General features: G+C 31.4%; 17 protein-coding genes. All 17 read right to left on the bottom strand.

Annotated elements, in window-relative coordinates; translation table 11 throughout:
- Position 1: 1 nt before the first annotated feature.
- The 17 genes from C1I91_RS19955 to ftsA all read right to left on the bottom strand — a co-directional run bounded on the left by C1I91_RS19955 (position 2) and on the right by ftsA (position 18,721).
- Positions 2–1,336, bottom strand: coding sequence for a DUF512 domain-containing protein (locus C1I91_RS19955; protein WP_128214444.1), 1,335 nt, complete (start codon positions 1,334–1,336; stop codon positions 2–4).
- Positions 1,337–1,725: 389 nt separating this feature from the next.
- A complete protein-coding gene (gene phoU / locus C1I91_RS19960) occupies positions 1,726–2,382 on the bottom strand; it encodes a phosphate signaling complex protein PhoU (RefSeq protein WP_128214445.1) in 657 nt (218 codons plus the stop codon).
- Between the two features lie 22 nt (positions 2,383–2,404).
- Positions 2,405–3,154, bottom strand: a complete 750-nt coding sequence (gene pstB, locus C1I91_RS19965; protein WP_128214446.1) for a phosphate ABC transporter ATP-binding protein PstB — start codon at positions 3,152–3,154, stop codon at positions 2,405–2,407.
- A gap of 11 nt (positions 3,155–3,165) precedes the next feature.
- Positions 3,166–4,065, bottom strand: coding sequence for a phosphate ABC transporter permease PstA (pstA, locus tag C1I91_RS19970; RefSeq protein WP_128214447.1), 900 nt, complete (start codon positions 4,063–4,065; stop codon positions 3,166–3,168).
- Positions 4,065–4,955, bottom strand: coding sequence for a phosphate ABC transporter permease subunit PstC (gene pstC, locus C1I91_RS19975; protein WP_128214448.1), 891 nt, complete (start codon positions 4,953–4,955; stop codon positions 4,065–4,067). Before pstC ends, pstA begins: the two co-directional genes overlap by 1 nt.
- Positions 4,956–5,104: 149 nt before the next feature.
- Entirely contained in the window at positions 5,105–6,022 is a 918-nt protein-coding gene (locus C1I91_RS19980; protein ID WP_128214449.1) for a phosphate ABC transporter substrate-binding protein, read from the bottom strand.
- A gap of 167 nt (positions 6,023–6,189) precedes the next feature.
- On the bottom strand, positions 6,190–8,190 hold the full coding sequence (locus C1I91_RS19985) for a methyl-accepting chemotaxis protein (protein ID WP_128214450.1): 2,001 nt from the start codon (positions 8,188–8,190) through the stop codon (positions 6,190–6,192).
- A gap of 376 nt (positions 8,191–8,566) precedes the next feature.
- Complete coding sequence (gene pnpS / locus C1I91_RS19990) at positions 8,567–10,270, bottom strand: two-component system histidine kinase PnpS (RefSeq protein WP_128214451.1); 1,704 nt, start codon at positions 10,268–10,270, stop codon at positions 8,567–8,569.
- Positions 10,271–10,273: 3 nt separating this feature from the next.
- Positions 10,274–10,972 (bottom strand): response regulator transcription factor, encoded by a 699-nt coding sequence (locus tag C1I91_RS19995; protein WP_128214452.1) that lies wholly within the window; start codon positions 10,970–10,972, stop codon positions 10,274–10,276.
- A 12-nt stretch (positions 10,973–10,984) separates the two neighbouring features.
- Positions 10,985–11,710 carry a peptidoglycan editing factor PgeF gene (gene pgeF, locus C1I91_RS20000; RefSeq protein ID WP_128214453.1) on the bottom strand — a complete coding sequence of 242 codons (726 nt, stop codon included), beginning with the start codon at positions 11,708–11,710 and terminating at the stop codon, positions 10,985–10,987.
- 450 nt (positions 11,711–12,160) lie between these two features.
- Positions 12,161–12,634 (bottom strand): transcriptional regulator NrdR, encoded by a 474-nt coding sequence (gene nrdR / locus C1I91_RS20005; RefSeq protein ID WP_128216053.1) that lies wholly within the window; start codon positions 12,632–12,634, stop codon positions 12,161–12,163.
- Between the two features lie 146 nt (positions 12,635–12,780).
- Positions 12,781–13,041, bottom strand: coding sequence for a YlmC/YmxH family sporulation protein (locus C1I91_RS20010; protein WP_128214454.1), 261 nt, complete (start codon positions 13,039–13,041; stop codon positions 12,781–12,783).
- A 151-nt stretch (positions 13,042–13,192) separates the two neighbouring features.
- Entirely contained in the window at positions 13,193–13,966 is a 774-nt protein-coding gene (gene sigG / locus C1I91_RS20015) for an RNA polymerase sporulation sigma factor SigG (RefSeq protein ID WP_128214455.1), read from the bottom strand.
- Between the two features lie 236 nt (positions 13,967–14,202).
- Positions 14,203–14,910: an RNA polymerase sporulation sigma factor SigE gene (gene sigE, locus C1I91_RS20020; protein WP_128214456.1), complete on the bottom strand. Its 708-nt coding sequence runs from the start codon at positions 14,908–14,910 to the stop codon at positions 14,203–14,205.
- Positions 14,911–14,925: 15 nt separating this feature from the next.
- Entirely contained in the window at positions 14,926–15,732 is an 807-nt protein-coding gene (locus tag C1I91_RS20025) for a sigma-E processing peptidase SpoIIGA (RefSeq protein WP_164880600.1), read from the bottom strand.
- Between the two features lie 636 nt (positions 15,733–16,368).
- A complete protein-coding gene (gene ftsZ / locus C1I91_RS20030) occupies positions 16,369–17,472 on the bottom strand; it encodes a cell division protein FtsZ (protein WP_128214458.1) in 1,104 nt (367 codons plus the stop codon).
- A 13-nt stretch (positions 17,473–17,485) separates the two neighbouring features.
- The gene (ftsA, locus tag C1I91_RS20035) at positions 17,486–18,721 is read right to left on the bottom strand and encodes a cell division protein FtsA (protein ID WP_128214459.1); all 1,236 of its coding nucleotides are present in this window, start codon (positions 18,719–18,721) and stop codon (positions 17,486–17,488) included.
- Positions 18,722–18,797: the final 76 nt, after the last annotated feature.

Genomic DNA, 18,797 nt, shown 5'->3' on the forward strand with positions numbered 1-18,797 from the left:
TTTATTCCTCCTCACAATATGCGTTTATAATTTCTATCAAGTCTTCTCCAGTGTAATCACATACAATGACTTTCACATCTAACTGCTCTTCAACATCTTTTATCCTTAGATCATCAAGCATTATCTTATCTTCTACGCTTCCCAACTCATAACCTTTTCTGAACATATTGTCAGCCATTAGGAGATATGGGGCCTTAAGATCATCTTTTAGCTGATTTATAATATCTTTACCAGTTAAAAGTCCATTTACTGTAATAGTTTCTCCAAAGAAATGATTTATAACTTTATAAACATCAATTTTTATATTTTTATTTTTATTCATAATGCTATCTGCTACTTTTTTTACTTCCTCATAGGCAGAAACGCCTGTAGCAATAGCGAAATGGCCTGTTATATTGCTCTTTAGCTCTGTAATATCTCTAGAAATTGTATTTCTAAGCATTCTTATTACACCCACACCATCTTCTATTTGATGATATCCATCATAAAAGTCCTCATGTGGTATCTCGTAATCACTTAAAACATAAAACTCATCAGAAAGTCTCACAAAAGGTGTTCCAATCTCTTTTACAAATCTATCTTGGAGTTCCTCTACCATTTCTATTTCTTTTCTTGCGCTGTCTCCATCAAAAATATCAAGCTTTGCAAGGCCTTCTCTGTGCTTAGTTATTCCAATAGGAACCGCAGCCACATTCTGAATAGATGGATATAAGGCATAAAGATCTAATATGGTCTTCTTTAGCTCCTCACCATTATTAACCCCTGGCACAACAACTATTTGAGCATTCATCTCTATACCTGCCTCAGCAAGTCTCTTGAGCCTATCATAGATATTACCTGCAAATCTATTGTTAAGCATCTTTACTCTCAGCTCAGGATTAGTTGTATGCACAGATACATTTATAGGACTAATTCTATACCTTATTATTCTATCAATATCACAATCTTTCATATTTGTTAAGGTTACAAAGTTACCTTGAAGAAATGAAAGTCTTGAGTCATCATCCTTAAAATATAAAGTATCTCTCATGCCATTAGGTAATTGATCTATAAAACAGAATATGCATTTGTTAGAACAGCTTTTAGCTTTATCCATTATAGATGCCTCAAACTCTACCCCTAAATCCTCATCATATTCTTTTTCTATCTCATAAACCCAAACTTCACCGTCTGGTTTTTCTACTTCTACATCTAAATACTCTTCTGCCATTAAGAACTTGTAGTCTATAACATCATTAACTTCTGTTTCATTTATTGAAATAAGATAATCTCCAACTTCAATTCCTAATTCTTCTGCAATTCCACCAGGAAGAATCTTTACAATTTTGTTTTTCATTTTATTCACTCCTGAAAAATACTTCAATATGTAATATACCCTATTCGACTTTAGTAGTCAACAATTAACGGTGGCACCTTACCTTTATATAGTTAAATATCAATATTAAATAAAAATTTCACAATTTTGCACATCTGCCTTTTATGAACGTATGTTAAGAAATTTTGACAAGTTACATACTTTTTTACTGTTTACCATAAATAGCTGTCATAAGCACTAAAAATTTAGTAGGTTTAGCTAGAAAGAAGCTTTATACTTTCCTTAACAGTAAAAAATAGCCTGAATCCTTAATGATTTCAAGCTATTTTTATATCTAATATTATTAACATATTAAATAAAATCTCATTCACTCTCTAGTTGATTGCATTTACCTTATTATAATACCCTATTTATTCATTTAAGTCTACAAAGTTTCCAGTAACAAGATAGATAGTCCATTCGCAGATATTAGTAACGTGGTCAGCTATTCTTTCTAAGTACTTACATACAAATAATAATTGACTTGCTTGAGCTACTGTCTCGTGATGATCGTCCATATAAGCTAATAATTCTGTAAATATTTTTTTATAAATAGCGTCTACTTCATCATCCATCTTACATATTTCGTATGCTCTATCTGAATCACCTTCTATATATGCGTCAATAGATAGTTTAATCATTTCTTGTACAACTGTTGCTATCTTAGGTATGTCTATTAGTTTTTTAATATACTTCTCGTCTTTAAGTCTTCTTGTTATCTTAGCTATATCAACCGCATGGTCAGCCATTCTCTCAAGATCTGTTACTATCTTAGTAGTAGTAAATATATTCCTCAAATCCTTAGCTAAAGGCTGCTCTCTACCAATAAGCTTTATACATTTGTCTTCAATCTCTCTTTGAAGATCATCTACTAGATCATCACCTTTTATTATCTTCTCCGCTAGTTCTACATCTTGGTTTACCAAAGACTCAACTGAACCGTGTATTTGTTTTTCTACTATACTACCCATTTTTACTAAATCATCGTGCAATAGTTGTAAACCATAATCGAAAGATGTTCTTGTCATTTATATCACCTCATAAAGTTTTTTAACCGAATCTACCTGTTATATAATCTTCTGTTCTCTTGTCCCTTGGTTTGTAGAATATATCATCTGTCTTTCCATACTCTACTACTTCTCCAGTTAAGAAAAATGCTGTGTTGTCAGCTATTCTTCCAGCTTGCTGCATATTATGAGTAACTATTATAACAGTATATGTCTTTTTTAGTGTATCCATTAATTCTTCTATTTTATTCGTTGAGATAGGATCAAGAGCGGAAGTTGGTTCATCCATTAAAAGAACTTCTGGTTCTACTGCTAAGGTTCTAGCTATGCAAAGTCTTTGCTGCTGACCTCCAGATAAGCCTAATGCACTCTTCTTAAGTCTGTCCTTTACCTCATCCCATAGGGCTGCGCCTTTAAGACTCTTCTCTATTATCTCATCAAGCTTAGCCTTATTCTTTATACCATGAATTCTTGGGCCATAGGCTATGTTATCATAAATAGACATAGGAAATGGATTAGGCTTTTGGAACACCATACCTACTCTCTTTCTTAATTCTATTTCATCGTAATCACTATATATATTTTTCCCTTCGAACAGAACCTCTCCCTCAATCTTAACTGAATCTATCAGATCATTCATTCTATTCAAAGTTCTTAAAAATGTTGACTTACCACAACCTGAAGGTCCGATAAGCGCTGTAACTGAATTTTGATCTATATCAAGGCTTATATCCTTAAGCGCATGAGTGCTTCCATAATATAAATTTAATTTATTCGTTGAAATTATTGACATGTTATATCCTCCTACTTACCACTATAAGACTTATAAAGTGCATTTCCCACTATTCTAGAAATTATGTTGAACAATAATACCATTATTATCAATACTGCTGAAGCACCATTGGCTATTGCAGTAGCATCTGGAACTGAGCCCTCTGATTTTAGCTTCCATATATGAACTGCAAGGGTTTCTGCTGGTCTAAATAAATCAAAAGCCGACAATTTATCTGCAGAACTCATGCCGAAAAGAGAAAATCTATTAAATTTAAACAAAGGTGCACTCATACCAGCTGTATATAGGAATGCAGCTGCCTCACCAAATATTCTACCTGCAGCTAATATTATTCCAGTTAGTATTTGAGGCATTGCATATGGAAGTGTAATCTTTCTTATAGTTTGAAACTTTGTAGCTCCAAGTCCAATGCTTGCTTCTTTAACCTTTTTTGAAGCTTCCCTTATGGCATTTTCACTTACTCTAGTCATAGATGGAAGATTCAATATACTAACGGATAAAGCACCAGCTAAAACAGAGTATTTCCATCCTAAAAGAGTAACAAAAACTAAAAGTCCAAAAAGACCAACTACTATTGATGGAAGTGAAGACATAGTTTCAATACATAATCTTAAGAAGTTTACAAATCTTCCTTGTCCTGCGTACTCAGAAAGGTAAATCCCTGCACCAAGTCCTATAGGAACGGTTATAATAAGAGATACGATCAACATGTAAAAGGAGTTAAACAGTTGAGGCCCTATACCTCCTCCAGCTTCTCCGCTCTTTGACTTACCAAATAAGAAGTCAATACTTATCTTTCCAGCACCCTTATATATAATATACAATAAGAAGGCTGCTAGAAGCAAAACAATTGATAAAGAGATTAAATATAATATGGTAGTTGCTATCTTATCTACGGTTTTTGCCTTCATTATGCTTCACCTCTATTTCCGATTTTTCTAACAATAACTATAAATATAAATGATATTATTAACAATATTAAAGCTAATGACCATAGGGCATCATTCCAAGCTGAGCCAAAGGCAGTATTTGCCATATCCATAGTAAGAACACTTGTTAAGGTTGTAGTAGACTTTAATAGGCTGCTTGGTAACTTTAAGGTGTTACCTATAACCATTTGTACTGCTAGTGCTTCTCCAAAGGCTCTTGCAAGCCCAAGAACAATACCTGTAAGTATTCCTCCCTTTGCAGCTGGTACGACAACCTTATAAATTGTCTGCCATCTTGTAGAACCTAGTCCATAAGCTGCTTCAATATAGTCCTGTGGTATAGTTTTTATTGCATCGGAAGCTAAAGATGCTATAGTAGGCAAAACCATAACGCTTAAAACTAAAATACCGGCTAAAAGGCTAGAGCCATCTCCTCCAAAGCTATTTCTTATTATTGGTACAAGAACGCTTAATCCAATCCAACCATAAACTACAGAAGGAATACCAACAAATAATTCTAAAGCTGGTTGAAGTAACTTTTTACCGTATTTAGTTGATATCATATTCATAAAAATTGCAAGTGATATTGCTATAGGAGTACTAACAATTACAGCTCCTATAGAAACTGCTGTCGAACCTAAAATAAGTGTTAAAGCACCAAATCTTGGTACATCCGAATTTGGAGACCAGTCTGTGCTAAATAAAAACTTAAAAACTGAGTATCCATCTTTTGTGAACGTAGAAATTCCCTTTGAAGCTATAAAAAATATAATGGATAGAGTCAAAACCACTATAAATAGTCCACAGCATACAGCAAAGCCTCTGCCTATATATTCAGATTTCATTTTTTGCCAAAAACTTCTTTTCTCCATAACTCTTCCCTCATAATATTTATTTAAATTTGTATATTTTTAAGCCAAAAACTTTTTACAAATAAACCAATTACTACACAAAACTGTAACTTTTCTTTCTAAACAGCTTAAGACTGGCATTAAGCCAGCCTTAAAAGTCATTACCTTGACTATTGAACCTTCATTTCTCCAACTGTTATAAATCCAAGATCACTAGCTGTTTTCTTGTTGTCATCACTCATAACATAATCTATATACGCTTTAGCTAAATCCTTAGCTTCACCCTTTGTATACATATGTTCCCATGACCAGAATATATATTTTCCTGAAGTTATGTTTTCTTTTGTTGGTTCAACACCATCAATTGCTATTGTCTTTAAAGACTTCTTAGCTTCTGCATCTAGCAAGTATGAAAGAGCAACATAGCTGATTGATCCCTTTGTGCTTTCTAGAGCTGTCTTAACTGAACCGTTGGCATCTTGAGTAACACCAATCTTATCATTTTCAAGTTCTTTCTTCTTATCTAAAACTGTCTTTATAAAAGTTGCTCTTGTTCCTGAAGAAGCTGGTCTGTGAACAACAGTTATTGGAAGATCAGTTTTTCCATCTATATCCTTCCAGTTTGTAGTCTTTCCTGAGAATATATCTGCTATTTGAGCCTTAGTTAATGAAGTTACCGGGACATCCTTGCTCACTGTTAAAGCAAAACCTATAGCTGCAACCTTATGATCTACTAATTGGCTAGCTTCTTCTGGTTTTAACTTTTCTTCAGCAGTTACATCTGAGTTTCCTATTTCAACAGCACCTTGTAGCACTTGAGTTAATCCTGTTCCGCTTCCTCCACCTTGTACATTTATTACTGCATCTTTATTCTTAGCTGTGAAGTTTGCTCCTGCTTTATCTGCTAATGGCTGAAGCGCAGTTGATCCAGATAATGTTATTGAACCTGCAACAGTAGTTTCTTGTTTCTTATCATTATTGTTAGTACTTGCCTTATCATCACTCTTTGAAGCACATCCTACAAATGACGCTGTAACCATCGTTAATGCTAAAGCTATTACACCAAATTTTAAACTTCTTTTATTCATATTTGATAACCTCCAAATTTTATTTACTATTTTTTCTTAGTTGTTATTTATTTACCTTACATATCAAATTATAGTTTCCTAAAGTTAAGTAAGTATTAGCTGTTTGTTAAGTAATAATATATAAATGTAAATTTAATTTAACAAACGCATAATTTATATAATTCTAATTAATCAATTTTGAAATTTGATATAGAGCTTTGAAGATTTGATACTGTGTGATTCATGGAGTTTTTTATTTCATCCAACATTGCAGAATCCTCATACTGTTTGTTAACGGAAGCTGATACTTCTTCAATACCTTTGTTAAATTCCTCAAAAGTAGTGTTAACATCTGATAATCTTTTATTCATTTCATTCTTTTCACTATTAATTGTAGTTATATTTGAATTAACTTCCTGAATATAACCTATAATCTTGTCTGTGCTCTTTATTATTGTGTTAAATTTATCTACACTTACATTTAATACATCTACTTGCAAATTAAAGAACTTATTTAATTCATCCATACTTTCAGTTGTCTCATTTATATTATTATTGATAACTTTTATAAGATTATTTATAGATTTCATTTCACTTTCAATAGAGTTAGACAGCTTGCCTATTTCTTCTGCGACAACAGAAAAGCTTTTTCCAAACTCCCCAGCCTTTGCTGCTTCTATAGATGCATTCAATGAAAGAATATTAGTTTGATTTGATATATTAGTTACTCCTTTTGCAATAGTATTTATACTGTTTAAATTTGTTATTAGTTTTTTAATGCTGTCATTTATGGCATTAAAGTTTTTGCCTGCGCTATTTCCTATATCTCTAAGTTCATAAATTGATTCCATTCCCTCACTATTAACAGTTCTTATTGAATTAGCATGCTTAAACATCTTTTCTGACTTAACATTAATGGCATTTAATTTTTCCTCATACCTTTCAAAACCCTCAATACACCATTTAATTGCTTCATCTATGTTTCTGGTTTCATCCACCATCACCTGTGATGACTCTTTTATAAAAGTCATACCTTCATGATTTTCCTGTTGAACCACTGAAAAACATTCATTTATATTTAAAAGATCGTTGGCAGAACCTTTTATTTCATTTATCAATATTTTTATGTTTCCTATCATAAAATCAAAATTTCTTGATAATTCTCCAAGTTCATCCTTGCTATCAACTTTACTTAAAACTGTCAGATCACCTTCCGATATCTGCTTTGTATTGCTTGTGAGTCTCTTAAGTGGTTTTAAAACTGAGTTTATCATTACTAAAATCAAAGGAATTAAAATAGCTTGTTCAACTATTCCAAATATTATTAGTAGTTTACCCATGTAAGTTGAAGCCTCAAGGATTTCACTTTTGTCAGCGGTAAGTACCACCATCATCTTAAGTTCTGGTATAGTAAGCGTCTCAGCTACCATTGACTTTCCATTTTCCTCATAAGCCTTAACATCGCTATTGCTCTTAGTTATGTATTGAGAATCTTTTAACAGATTTGCAATTTCCTTTATCATTATAGGCTTGTTTATTTTATGTAAATCAGGATGATATACTAATTTCTTTGAACTATCTATCATAAATACATAGCCTGTATTTAAAAATTTAAAACTATTAAATCTTTCTGAAAAATAGCTGCTATCCAATACTTTACCTACTGCTCCTACTATTGTGCCATATTGATCTTCTACTGGTACTAGAAAGTAAACAATAAATTTGCCTGTTATTACTGAGCTTTCTACAGATCCTATTCCTTCTTTACCTCCTGTAGTATCTTTAAAATAGCTTTTTGAAGATAGTGATAGACCTGTATATTGATCATTTGAACTTGCTTTTATTACTCCATTCTTGTCTGTAACAAAGATTGCCTCATCATAGTTTGAAGAAACCTTCTTTAACCTATCACTTAGAGTCTTTTGCTTCTCTTCGCTTAAGTTATTGCTGTAGTAGTCAGCAACTACACTCTCCTTACTTACACTTTTTAAATTTTCAATCTGATATGCAATGGAAGACCTAAAGCTATTACCTATCTCACTAGTTATGATTTTCATATTGTCATAATTTGATTTCATTATCTTATTACTTTCTATCCTATAGATGCAGAAATTTGTGACTACGGTGAATAATATAAGGAAAAGACTAATAGCTGTTACGATTTTGATTGATATCTTCCTCTTTTTCATGAAAATACTCTCCTTCAAGTTTTAATTGATTATTCTTTTGTCTTTTAAGCATTGTGAAGATGAACTACTTCGTAATCAAATTTATATTTTCAATTTCTCCTCTCATAAACCAGAGTACTTTTGATAATAGATTCTGTATCGAAGCGGTGCATCTTTAATAGCTTATAGGCTCAATAGTACAATCTACATTTTACATAAACAATATTAAGCTCTGATTAATTTTTATTAAGCTAATATGAAGCTATGTTAAGTATAGGTAAAATCATGTAACTTTGAATTTTAGTATTTAAAGAGGCACCAATACAACTTGTGAAGGTGTAACGAAAAAGCACACAAAAAGCTAACCTGTAAGCTTTTTGTGTGCTCCCTACTCTAATTATTCTCTTATACCTTTTAACTTAATAGTAAACTTAGTTCCTATGCCAAGCTGACTATCTACATCAATGGTTCCGTTGAAGGTTTTTATTATATGCTTTACTATAGCAAGCCCAAGCCCTGTACCGCCTTTAGATCTTGATCTTGCCTTATCTACTCTATAGAATCTTTCAAACAACCTATTAATATCCTTCTTAGGAATTCCTATACCAGTATCTTCTACGGTATAGGTAACAACCTCATCTTTATTTTTCGAAGTTATTAACACCGTATCTCCATCTTCAGAGTACTTTATAGCATTATCTATAAGATTTATCATCATCTGCTTAAATCTATCAGGATCACCTAATAAATCAAGCTTATTTTTCAAATCCACTGTAAGATTTATATTTTTCTTTTCAGCTTCTATCCTCATAAGAGTATAAACATCTTCAATTATCCTGTCACCATTAAACCTCTTCTTAATGCATTCTATATTTTGCTCAATATTGGATAATGTAAGAATATCATTAATGAGTCTTGTTAGTCTTTCAGCCTCTTCGTTTATAATATTTAGGAATTTTTCTCTATTATTCTCATCTTCTACATACTTTAGAGTTTCCGCAAACCCCTTAATCGATGTAAGCGGTGTTTTTAACTCATGAGATACATTAGCAACAAACTGTGATCTCATATTCTCAAGCTTCTTTATATCTGTAATATCCTGAACCACAGCAACGGTTCCTATGTGTTCAGTTCCATTTATGATCTCAGCAGTTCTTATCCTTAGCTCTTTCTCTTCTGGCCATATGATTTTGATTTCCTTATAGGTATCTGCATTCTCAAAAACATTGTCAAACTCAAAATCTCTTATATGGTCCATAAGGGTTTCTCCGATGATATCCTTATCGATACCAAAAATCTTTTTTGCATATGGATTTATCATTATAACCTTATGGAGTCTATCCACGGCTATAACTCCACTATCCATACTCTTAAGAATAGCTTCAAGCCTGTTTTGCTTATCAATTAACTCATCCATTGTAGACTCCAGCTTATCTGCCATCTCATTAAATGTCATACCTAGACTTCCAAGCTCATCTATTGAGCTTACCCTTACCCTACGATCCAGTTCACCTCTTGCTATCCTAGCAGTTATAAACTCTAATTCTTTTACAGGATCAACTATAAACCTTGTAAGCTTTAAAGATAATACTACAGATAAAATCAATACAAATACTAAGGTCACTATATAGTATTTGATATTGGTATCTTGAAATATTTTAACGTTGTCTAGAGGAATAGAAGTTCTTACAATACTTCCATCATCAAGTTTAGTAGCATAATATACCAAGTTCTTATTTAAACTTTTACTATATCTAACACTGGAGCCCTCTCCAGTCTTTATTGCTGCTGCTATCTCAACTCTAGTGAGATGATTGTCAAGATCCTCTAACTTTTTATCCGTATCAAATTCCACTACTCCAGTTTTGCTTATATAGGTAAATCTAATTTCTCTATCTAAGGCTTTTACTTGATTTAACTTGCTTATCTTATCTGAATCATTACTTAATATTAACGTAGCCAGTAAATCATTATAATGCTTCAAGTTTGCTTTTGAATTTTCCAAATACTGATAATTAGATATGGCAATAAATGAAGATGTTACTACAACTAATGAAAATATTATTGTAATAATTACAGAAAACATTATTTTTTTCTTCATATCTTATTCCCCGCTAGAAAATCTATATCCTATTCCTCTTATTGTCTCTATATATCTAGGATTTTTGTCATCATCTTCGATTTTCTTTCTAAGATGTCTTATATGAACGTCAACAGTTCTTGTTTCTCCAATATATTCGTACCCCCAAATCTTATCTAAAAGCATGTCTCTAGTAAGTACCTTACCTCTGTTTTGAACCAAAGTTTCCAAAAGTTCAAATTCTTTTAAGGTTAAGTCAATCTTTTCACCATTTCTTAACACATCATGCTTTAAAAAATCGATAGTTAGATTACCTAGATTAAAGGATTTTTCAAAGGATGGAGTACTCACAGTTCTTCTTAACACAGCTTTTACTCTTGCTACAAGCTCTCTGATGGAAAATGGTTTTGTTATATAATCATCTGCGCCTAATTCTAACCCCAGTATCTTATCTAACTCTTCTCCCTTTGCTGTAGTCATTATTATTGGAATATTAGCAGTTAAAGAGTCTCTTCTTATTTCTTTGCAAACATCAAATCCATCTAATCCAGGAAGCATTAAATCAAGAAGTACTAGACGTGGATGTTCTGACTTTGCCAGCTTTATTGCATCAATACCATTGTATGCAGTTATTATTTTATACCCTGCATTCTCTAAGTTGAATTTTATAAGTTCAACTATATGTTCTTCATCATCCACTATAAGAATTTTTTCATCAGCCATAATGTTCCTCCATTATTTAAAATAAATATAGGTAAACATTCTTCCAGAATGCTCCCCGTCTTTTCTATAAGAATGTAGATTTACTTTTTCCTCGCATAAGGTACATAGATCACTTCTTAATATATTAGCTTTATCAACTCCTATGTTAATTAATTGTGCTTCTATACACTTTTCAAGACTTAAATATCTGCCACTATTTATGTTTTTATCCGAATATAACTTTTCCGCTTTAAATTTATCTATAAGCTCTTCACTAACTTCATAACAGCACTGTTTAATGTGTGGTCCTATGAAGACTTTAATAGAATTAGCTGTGCACTGAAAATCATTTATCATGGTTTCAACGGTCTTCATCACTATAGAATTGTAGGTTCCCTTCCAACCACTATGAACAGCGGCAATAACTTTCATATTAATATCATATATTAATACTGGAACACAATCTGCAGTAAAAACTCCAATTAATGTGTCCCCACAAGAAGTTATCAGTGCATCACCTTCAATCAGACCACTTAATTCGTTACTATTATCAGCAACAATTATCTTGTCACTATGGATCTGCTTAAGATAGGAAATCCTGTTTACTCCTAAGCTTTCTTTAAGAAGTTTTAAGTTACTTTTTCCTTCTTCTGTATCAAACTTAAAATTTGTTTTATTTAAGGCAGTAGTTACTCCCATCTTAATAAATGAATCTTCATGAATCATAACTTCTAGATTATTTAACATTACTCTATTCATAAATCAATTCCTTTGCATTATTATATTAATATGTACAAATATCTTTACATAAGCTAGTCAAAGCATCGCATGTGCAAAACCACAATTTCAACGCCATGCTTTAACAATATAAATTATTTAAATAATATACCTATATTTAAACTTAACATTTATACAATTATAATTTTAACATTAACATTACATAAATCAAACAAAAGCAAAGTTATTTTAACTAACATTTAACAGTTAAATAACAGTACTTTACATATTTAGCTAATAATTTTGTTGCCAATGCGTTCCTTTCTAAACTTATGCCAATGGTTAATCTTGTCTTTAAATATGTAGCACAGATTCTCCAAACTTTTTTTGCGCACCTGCCTTTTCTGAAGGTATATGAAGAATCTCAGACCGTTTTATAAGTTTTCTTTCTACTCTATATGCTAATAAGTTTTCCTATACAGTTAAAAAGAACTACTTTTTATGTAGTTCTTCTGATAATCCCATTAAATTTTTTATTTCTTCCATAAATGTATTTATATCTTTAAACTGTCTATATACTGATGCAAATCTAACATAGGATACTTCATCAATATTCTTCAATCTATCCATTACCATCTCACCTATGTAGTCAGTGCTGACTTCAGTAAGCATCTTATTGCTTATAGTCTTCTCTATATCATCAGCTATGTCCTCTATTTGCCTTCTTGATACTGGCCTTTTTTGACATGCCTTTATTAAGCCATTTATTAACTTTTCCTTGTTAAAGTTTTCTCTGGTAGAATCCTTCTTTATAACCAAAGTTGGAATGTCTTCAACCTTCTCATAAGTAGTATATCTTTTACCACATTTTAAGCATTCCCTTCTACGTCTGATAGCAGTATAGTCTTCAGTTGATCTTGAATCTACAACCTTACTTTCTTCGTATGAGCAGTATGGACATCTCAAATTTTTCACGTCCTTTCCTAAACGCAACTGTCTTAATCTACTTAGTATGATTTCTTAAATTAAATTTTTTCACATATTCATTGATTTATAGAAAAACTTGTAATACTTATAATTATTTATATTATACACATTAATCAGTAATTTTTCTACATATCAGATACTGTTTTTTCTTTACTATCAACCAATATAACATCTACACCTATCTTTACAACGTCTTCCCATGGAATTTCTAGCATGTCCATTTTTCCAAACCAATTATTCTTCTGAACCGGTATAAGTATTGATACTATCCTACTTTCATCACAATCAATTTTTAAATCTCTTATATACCCTAATTTGGCACCAAGATTTACATCAACTACCTCCATTACCCTCAAATTGTTTAACGAATGCATACTTAACTCCATCTTACATCCCTCCATATAAAAATATATGAAATAGTCTTTGATAAAATGATTAGTATCTAAAAAAATGACTACTGAGTAAAAAGTCATACTATATTGGTAATCTACATTATGTAAGAGATTTTTAACAGTAAAAATAGAGCTCAAATGAGCTCTAAACATATTTTCTCATATGCTTCAATGCAGTTTTCTCTAATCTTGATACCTGTGCTTGTGATATTCCTATCTCATCAGCTACTTCCATTTGAGTTCTTCCATTAAAAAATCTAAGTGTAAGTATGAGCTTTTCTCTATCATTTAGTTTTTTCATAGCTTCCTTTATAGATATATTTTCTAACCAATTATCATCTTGATTTTTGCTATCTGAGATTTGATCCATTACGAAAATGGCATCCCCTCCATCATGATAAATTGGTTCAAATAAGGAAACCGGATCTTGTATAGCATCCAAAGCAAATACTACTTCTTCTCTAGGTATTTTTAATTCTTTTGCTATTTGCGATATAGTAGGCTCTTTATTATTATCATTAACTAGTTTATCTCTTACAAGTAATGCTCGATATGCTATATCCCTCAATGATCTACTTACTCTTATAGCATTATTATCTCTCAAATAACGTCTTATCTCACCTATTATCATTGGGACTGCATATGTAGAAAACTTTACGTTTTGAGATAAATCAAAGTTATCTATAGCTTTCATCAATCCAATACATCCTACCTGAAACAAATCATCTACATTTTCGCCTCTATTATTAAATCTTTGAATAACACTTAAAACTAATCTTAGATTTCCATTAATAAATTTCTCTCTAGCTCCCTTTTGGCCTTCCTTCATCTGAATGAGTAATGCCTTCATCTCTTTTTCCCTCAAGACAGGAAGTTTAGAGGTATTGACTCCGCATATTTCGACTTTATTGATTATCATGTGTAATCAACCCCTTATTAGTAATAAAAACTACTGCATTAAAAATTATTTCCTATGGGGGCTTTTTTTATACGATTGTAATAATTTATAATCAAGTCAAAGCAGCTGTCAATTAACCAAGAATTGCTATAATCCTAAGATTGCGGACTTACAAAAATAAAAAATTTTTTTTATTTTTATAGGAGTATAATTTAAGATAACTATTCTATACACTAAGAGAAGATTAACCAAAAACATTATACCATCCTATTAATTTCCTTCTTAAGCCTTTTAATTATCTTCTTTTCAAGCCTAGAAATATAGGACTGTGATATGCCTAACATATCTGCAACTTCTTTTTGAGTTTTTTCTCTTGCACCATAGAGTCCAAATCTTAGCTTTACAATTTCTTTTTCTCTTTCACTTAAGTTTTTCATTGCCATAAAAAGTAGTTGTTTATCAACCTCATCTTCAATAAGATTATATACTATATCATTGTCAGTCCCTAAAATATCAGATAGAAGAAGCTCATTTCCATCCCAATCAATATTTAGAGGTTCATAAAAAGAAATCTCTGCTTTCACTTTACTATTACGCCTTAAATACATAAGTATTTCATTTTCAATACATCTAGATGCATATGTAGCTAGTTTAATCTTCTTTTCAGGATTGAAGGTATTAACAGCCTTTATAAGTCCTATGGTGCCAACTGAGATTAAATCCTCGACCCCAACTCCTGTATTTTCAAATTTTCTTGCTATATACACTACTAACCTAAGATTCCTTTCAATAAGTATACTTCTTATTGAATTGTCTCCAGCAATAAGTTTAAGAACTAGGTTTTCTTCTTCTTCTTTAGTCAATGGTGGTGGAAGCGCATCGTTCCCCCCAACATAATATATATTCTTTACAAACAACTTCATTTTAGTTAAAACTCTGTTAATCAAAACGCTAATATTAATCATGCAAATAACACCCCTCTATAATACTCCTCTAGATAATAGCGCACCATAATCATCATATGGACTAAACTGATCTTTACATAAGCATATAACTGCATCCTTAGTGGAAAGTAGTTTGTTATCCTTATATAATCTTACTTGATTTATTCTAAAGCCTTCTAAACTGCCCTTACCTCCGTTTATAACCTTATATGGTACAACAAAGGAATTCTTACCTTCTTCATTAAAGCCTTCTAAATAATTTTTGTTAATAAGTATTACTGGTAAGGTAGTAGCTGGCTCTGTAAGCTCATTTCCAGAATCTAAAAATGCTTTTATCCTATAGTCGTTACAGTTATCAGAGAATTCAATTTCATAAAAGAAATCAGTTATTATCTTTCTATCCCTAATAAAAATTATGGCTCTGTAAGCAAAAACATAAATAATCATAAAGGCAATCAGCATATACTTTAAATAGATATTATTAAGCTTAAAAGCTGAAGAAAAATCGTATGGATTATTCATAAGTGAAAAGGCAAATATAAAGCCACAAAGTAGAATTGACCAAAGAAGAAAAATCCCCGTACTTTTTATTAAAACTGACAATCTAAATTTCCCTAAAGTTATGTACAACATAATTAAAGGAAATACTACTCTAATAGGCAAAGAAACAGCTAAACTTAGACTCGGAAAGAAATATAGTAATGTATAGAAGGCACCTACAATACTTCCTAATGCTGCTCTAGAAAACGAAAATTTAACTCTTATAGTCTGGAAAGTTACTGTAATGAGAAATAGATTGATTATAAAATTTTCAACTAAGATCACATCTACATATACCTTCATAAACTCACTCCTCAAAAACATTATAAAACTAAGTTTTCTAAAATTTTGTCATAATGTAATGACTAGTAATTTTTTTTATATGGTTATATTTTACAATTTATTCCATATATTTTGTTATTTTTCTTTTTCAAGTGATTCACAGTATCATTCATATACATAAATACCCCTATAAATCAAATTTATCTAGTGATTTTCCTTAGAAATCTGCACTCTTTCAAACCTGTTAAGAACTCCCACCGTAAGTCATTTTTTCTATAAATATCGCATTATATGTTTTTTAGTCATATGAGTTATATCATAATGAGTATATTGATCATAATTTTTTCATTTTCTCTTCTATAATACTTTCAAGTAGTCCACTGATAATTATCCGCAACTTTATCTAAAATATAATTTTCTACGAAAATACAAGCTTTTTTATTAAACCTTCTAGAGGCTTAGCTTTCATATGGATTTATAAAAAAAGACATGCTAGTTAATATTCTTTTGCAAGATTTTAGATTTAACTTATGAAAACTAAAAAAAATAAGACATGCCAAAGCATGTCTTATTTAAGTATTTCTTTATTATGTATCTAAATTATCTAAGTTCTATAAATAGACCACTAAAAGAAACTCTCAAAACTAATTATATATACTATCTTTTTGTTCTTCTTAAAAATGCTGGTATGTCTAGCTCATCACCAAAACTTTGAGTGTTAGTAACAGTTGCTGCTGCTTCTTCCTTTGAAGGATTTGCTTCAGCTACAGTGGCATTATCCTCTTTTGGAGGTTCAACATCTCTAGAAATCTTTTCGAAACCTGTAGCAATAACAGTAATTCTTATTTCATCCTTAAGATTTTCATCTATTACAGCACCAAATATGATATTTGCATCTGGATCTGCAGCTTCTTGAACAATTTCAGCAGCTTCATTAATTTCTAACAAACCTAAATCTGCGCCACCAGTAACATTTAATAATACTCCTGTAGCACCTACTATAGAAGTTTCAAGAAGAGGTGATGATATAGCTTGTTTTGCAGCCTCTTGAGCTCTATTATCGCCACTACCATGTCCTACGCCCATGTGAGCTAATCCCTTATCTACCATTACAGCTCTGACGTCTGCAAAGTCTAAGTTAACTAAACCAGGGATTGTTATTAAGTCAGATATACCTTGTACACCTTGTCTTAAAACATCATCTGCTAACTTGAAAGAATCTAACAATGTAGTTTTCTTATCTACCATAGTAAGTAGTCTTTCATTAGGTATAGTTACAAGAGTATCAACTCTTTGCTTCAAGCTTTCTATACCCATTTCAGCATGTTTCATTCTTCTCCTTCCTTCAAAAGGGAAAGGTTTTGTTACTACACCTACTGTAAGTATACCCATAGATTTAGCGATTTCTGCAACCACTGGAGCTGCTCCTGTTCCTGTTCCACCACCCATTCCAGCAGTGATAAATACCATGTCTGAACCCTTTATAGATTCAGCTATCTCGTCCTTACTTTCCTCAGCAGCCTTTTTTCCTATTTCAGGATTGGCACCTGCTCCTAAACCCTTAGTTAGCTTCTCACCAATTTGAATTTTTTGGTTCGCATGAGAAAGCATAAGTGCTTGCTTATCAGTATTTATTGTTATAAACTCAACATTCTTTAATCCTTCAACAATCATTCTATTTACAGCGTTGCTTCCGCCACCGCCACAACCAACTACCTTTATATTTGCAAATTCCTGCATATCAACATCAAAGTCTAACAAAATAATTCCTCCTTTAGAAAAAATCGTCAATTAATCTTTTAAAATTACGAATAAGTCCACTTTTCTTTTTTTTATTATTAATTTCATCATCTTGGTTTGCATTACTTTCATTGTTCAATGGATGCTCATAGATTAATTTTAACCTATCAGAGGCATCTTTCACAATACCAATTGAATTAATTATACAAGAATTTTGTAATTCAAGTTGATTTTTTGTCACAATAACTGTTTTTTTACGCATCCTGTCTTCAAAAAAATATTTTACATCTTGGAACATAGAAAGTCCATTTCCAAAAATATATATATTACTAATTTCGTCCAGATACCCTGATTCCTTTATATCTTTATAAATTAATGTAACAATTTCATCAATTCTTGACTCAATTACGTCCTTAAATAGCTTTATATCTATACCTAGAGTATTATCTTTAAGAGTTCCTATACTATGCTCTCTATATAAAGTCTTGTAATTTTCACTAAAGCTATATTTTACTACTTCTGCTTGATCCTCAGGAACTTGTAAGCATATAGAAATATCTTTTGTAATATTATACCCACCTACAGGTAAACTTACCATATAGCTTAGCTCATTTCCTTTATAGAGTGTGATTTCAGTTGTATCTGATCCTGCGTCTACTATAAGAATTCCCTCATCTTTAGTCTTCTTATTTAAAATTATCTTTCTTAGTTCCAAGCTATTAATGTATACACCCTCTATTTCTAATCCTGAAAGGCTAAATGCATTCCTGTAACTATTTATTAATTCTCTCTTACCAACAACAATAGCACAATTTACCTGTAGCTTTGATGCTTTCATCGCTAGAGGATCTTCAACAATAACATTATCGTCTATCAAAAAAGATTCTGGTACAACATCAACAATAATCTCATCAGTATCCAATTTTATATTTTGAGCATCGGATAATGCTTCTTTTACCTCTGAAGGAGTTATTATATTTAGTCTAGAATCCATTACAGACAGGCCTTTACTTCTCACGAGCCTAGTACCAAAAGAACTTATACCTACAAAAACTGATTTAAAATCTATGTTAGTATCCTTTTTAATCTGATCAATACAATCTTTTAAACTTTCAGTCAAATGATTTAAGTTTACAACTTTACCTTTAGATAGACCTTTTGATGGAACAAATATACTGCTTATTACCTCAAAGTCATCTCCATTTACTTTAGCAACACTTGCACTTATATTATCGTTTCCAATATCAATACCTACGATTGTCCTTTGCATTTATCTTCCGTCTTCCCTCCTTAGTATAGGTTTCTATTTATTTATTCAACACAAATATATATTTTCCTTTTTATCT

Origin of the sequence: Clostridium manihotivorum (genome assembly GCF_004015185.1) — a bacterium.
GTDB classification, from domain to species: domain Bacteria; phylum Bacillota; class Clostridia; order Clostridiales; family Clostridiaceae; genus Clostridium_AR; species Clostridium_AR manihotivorum.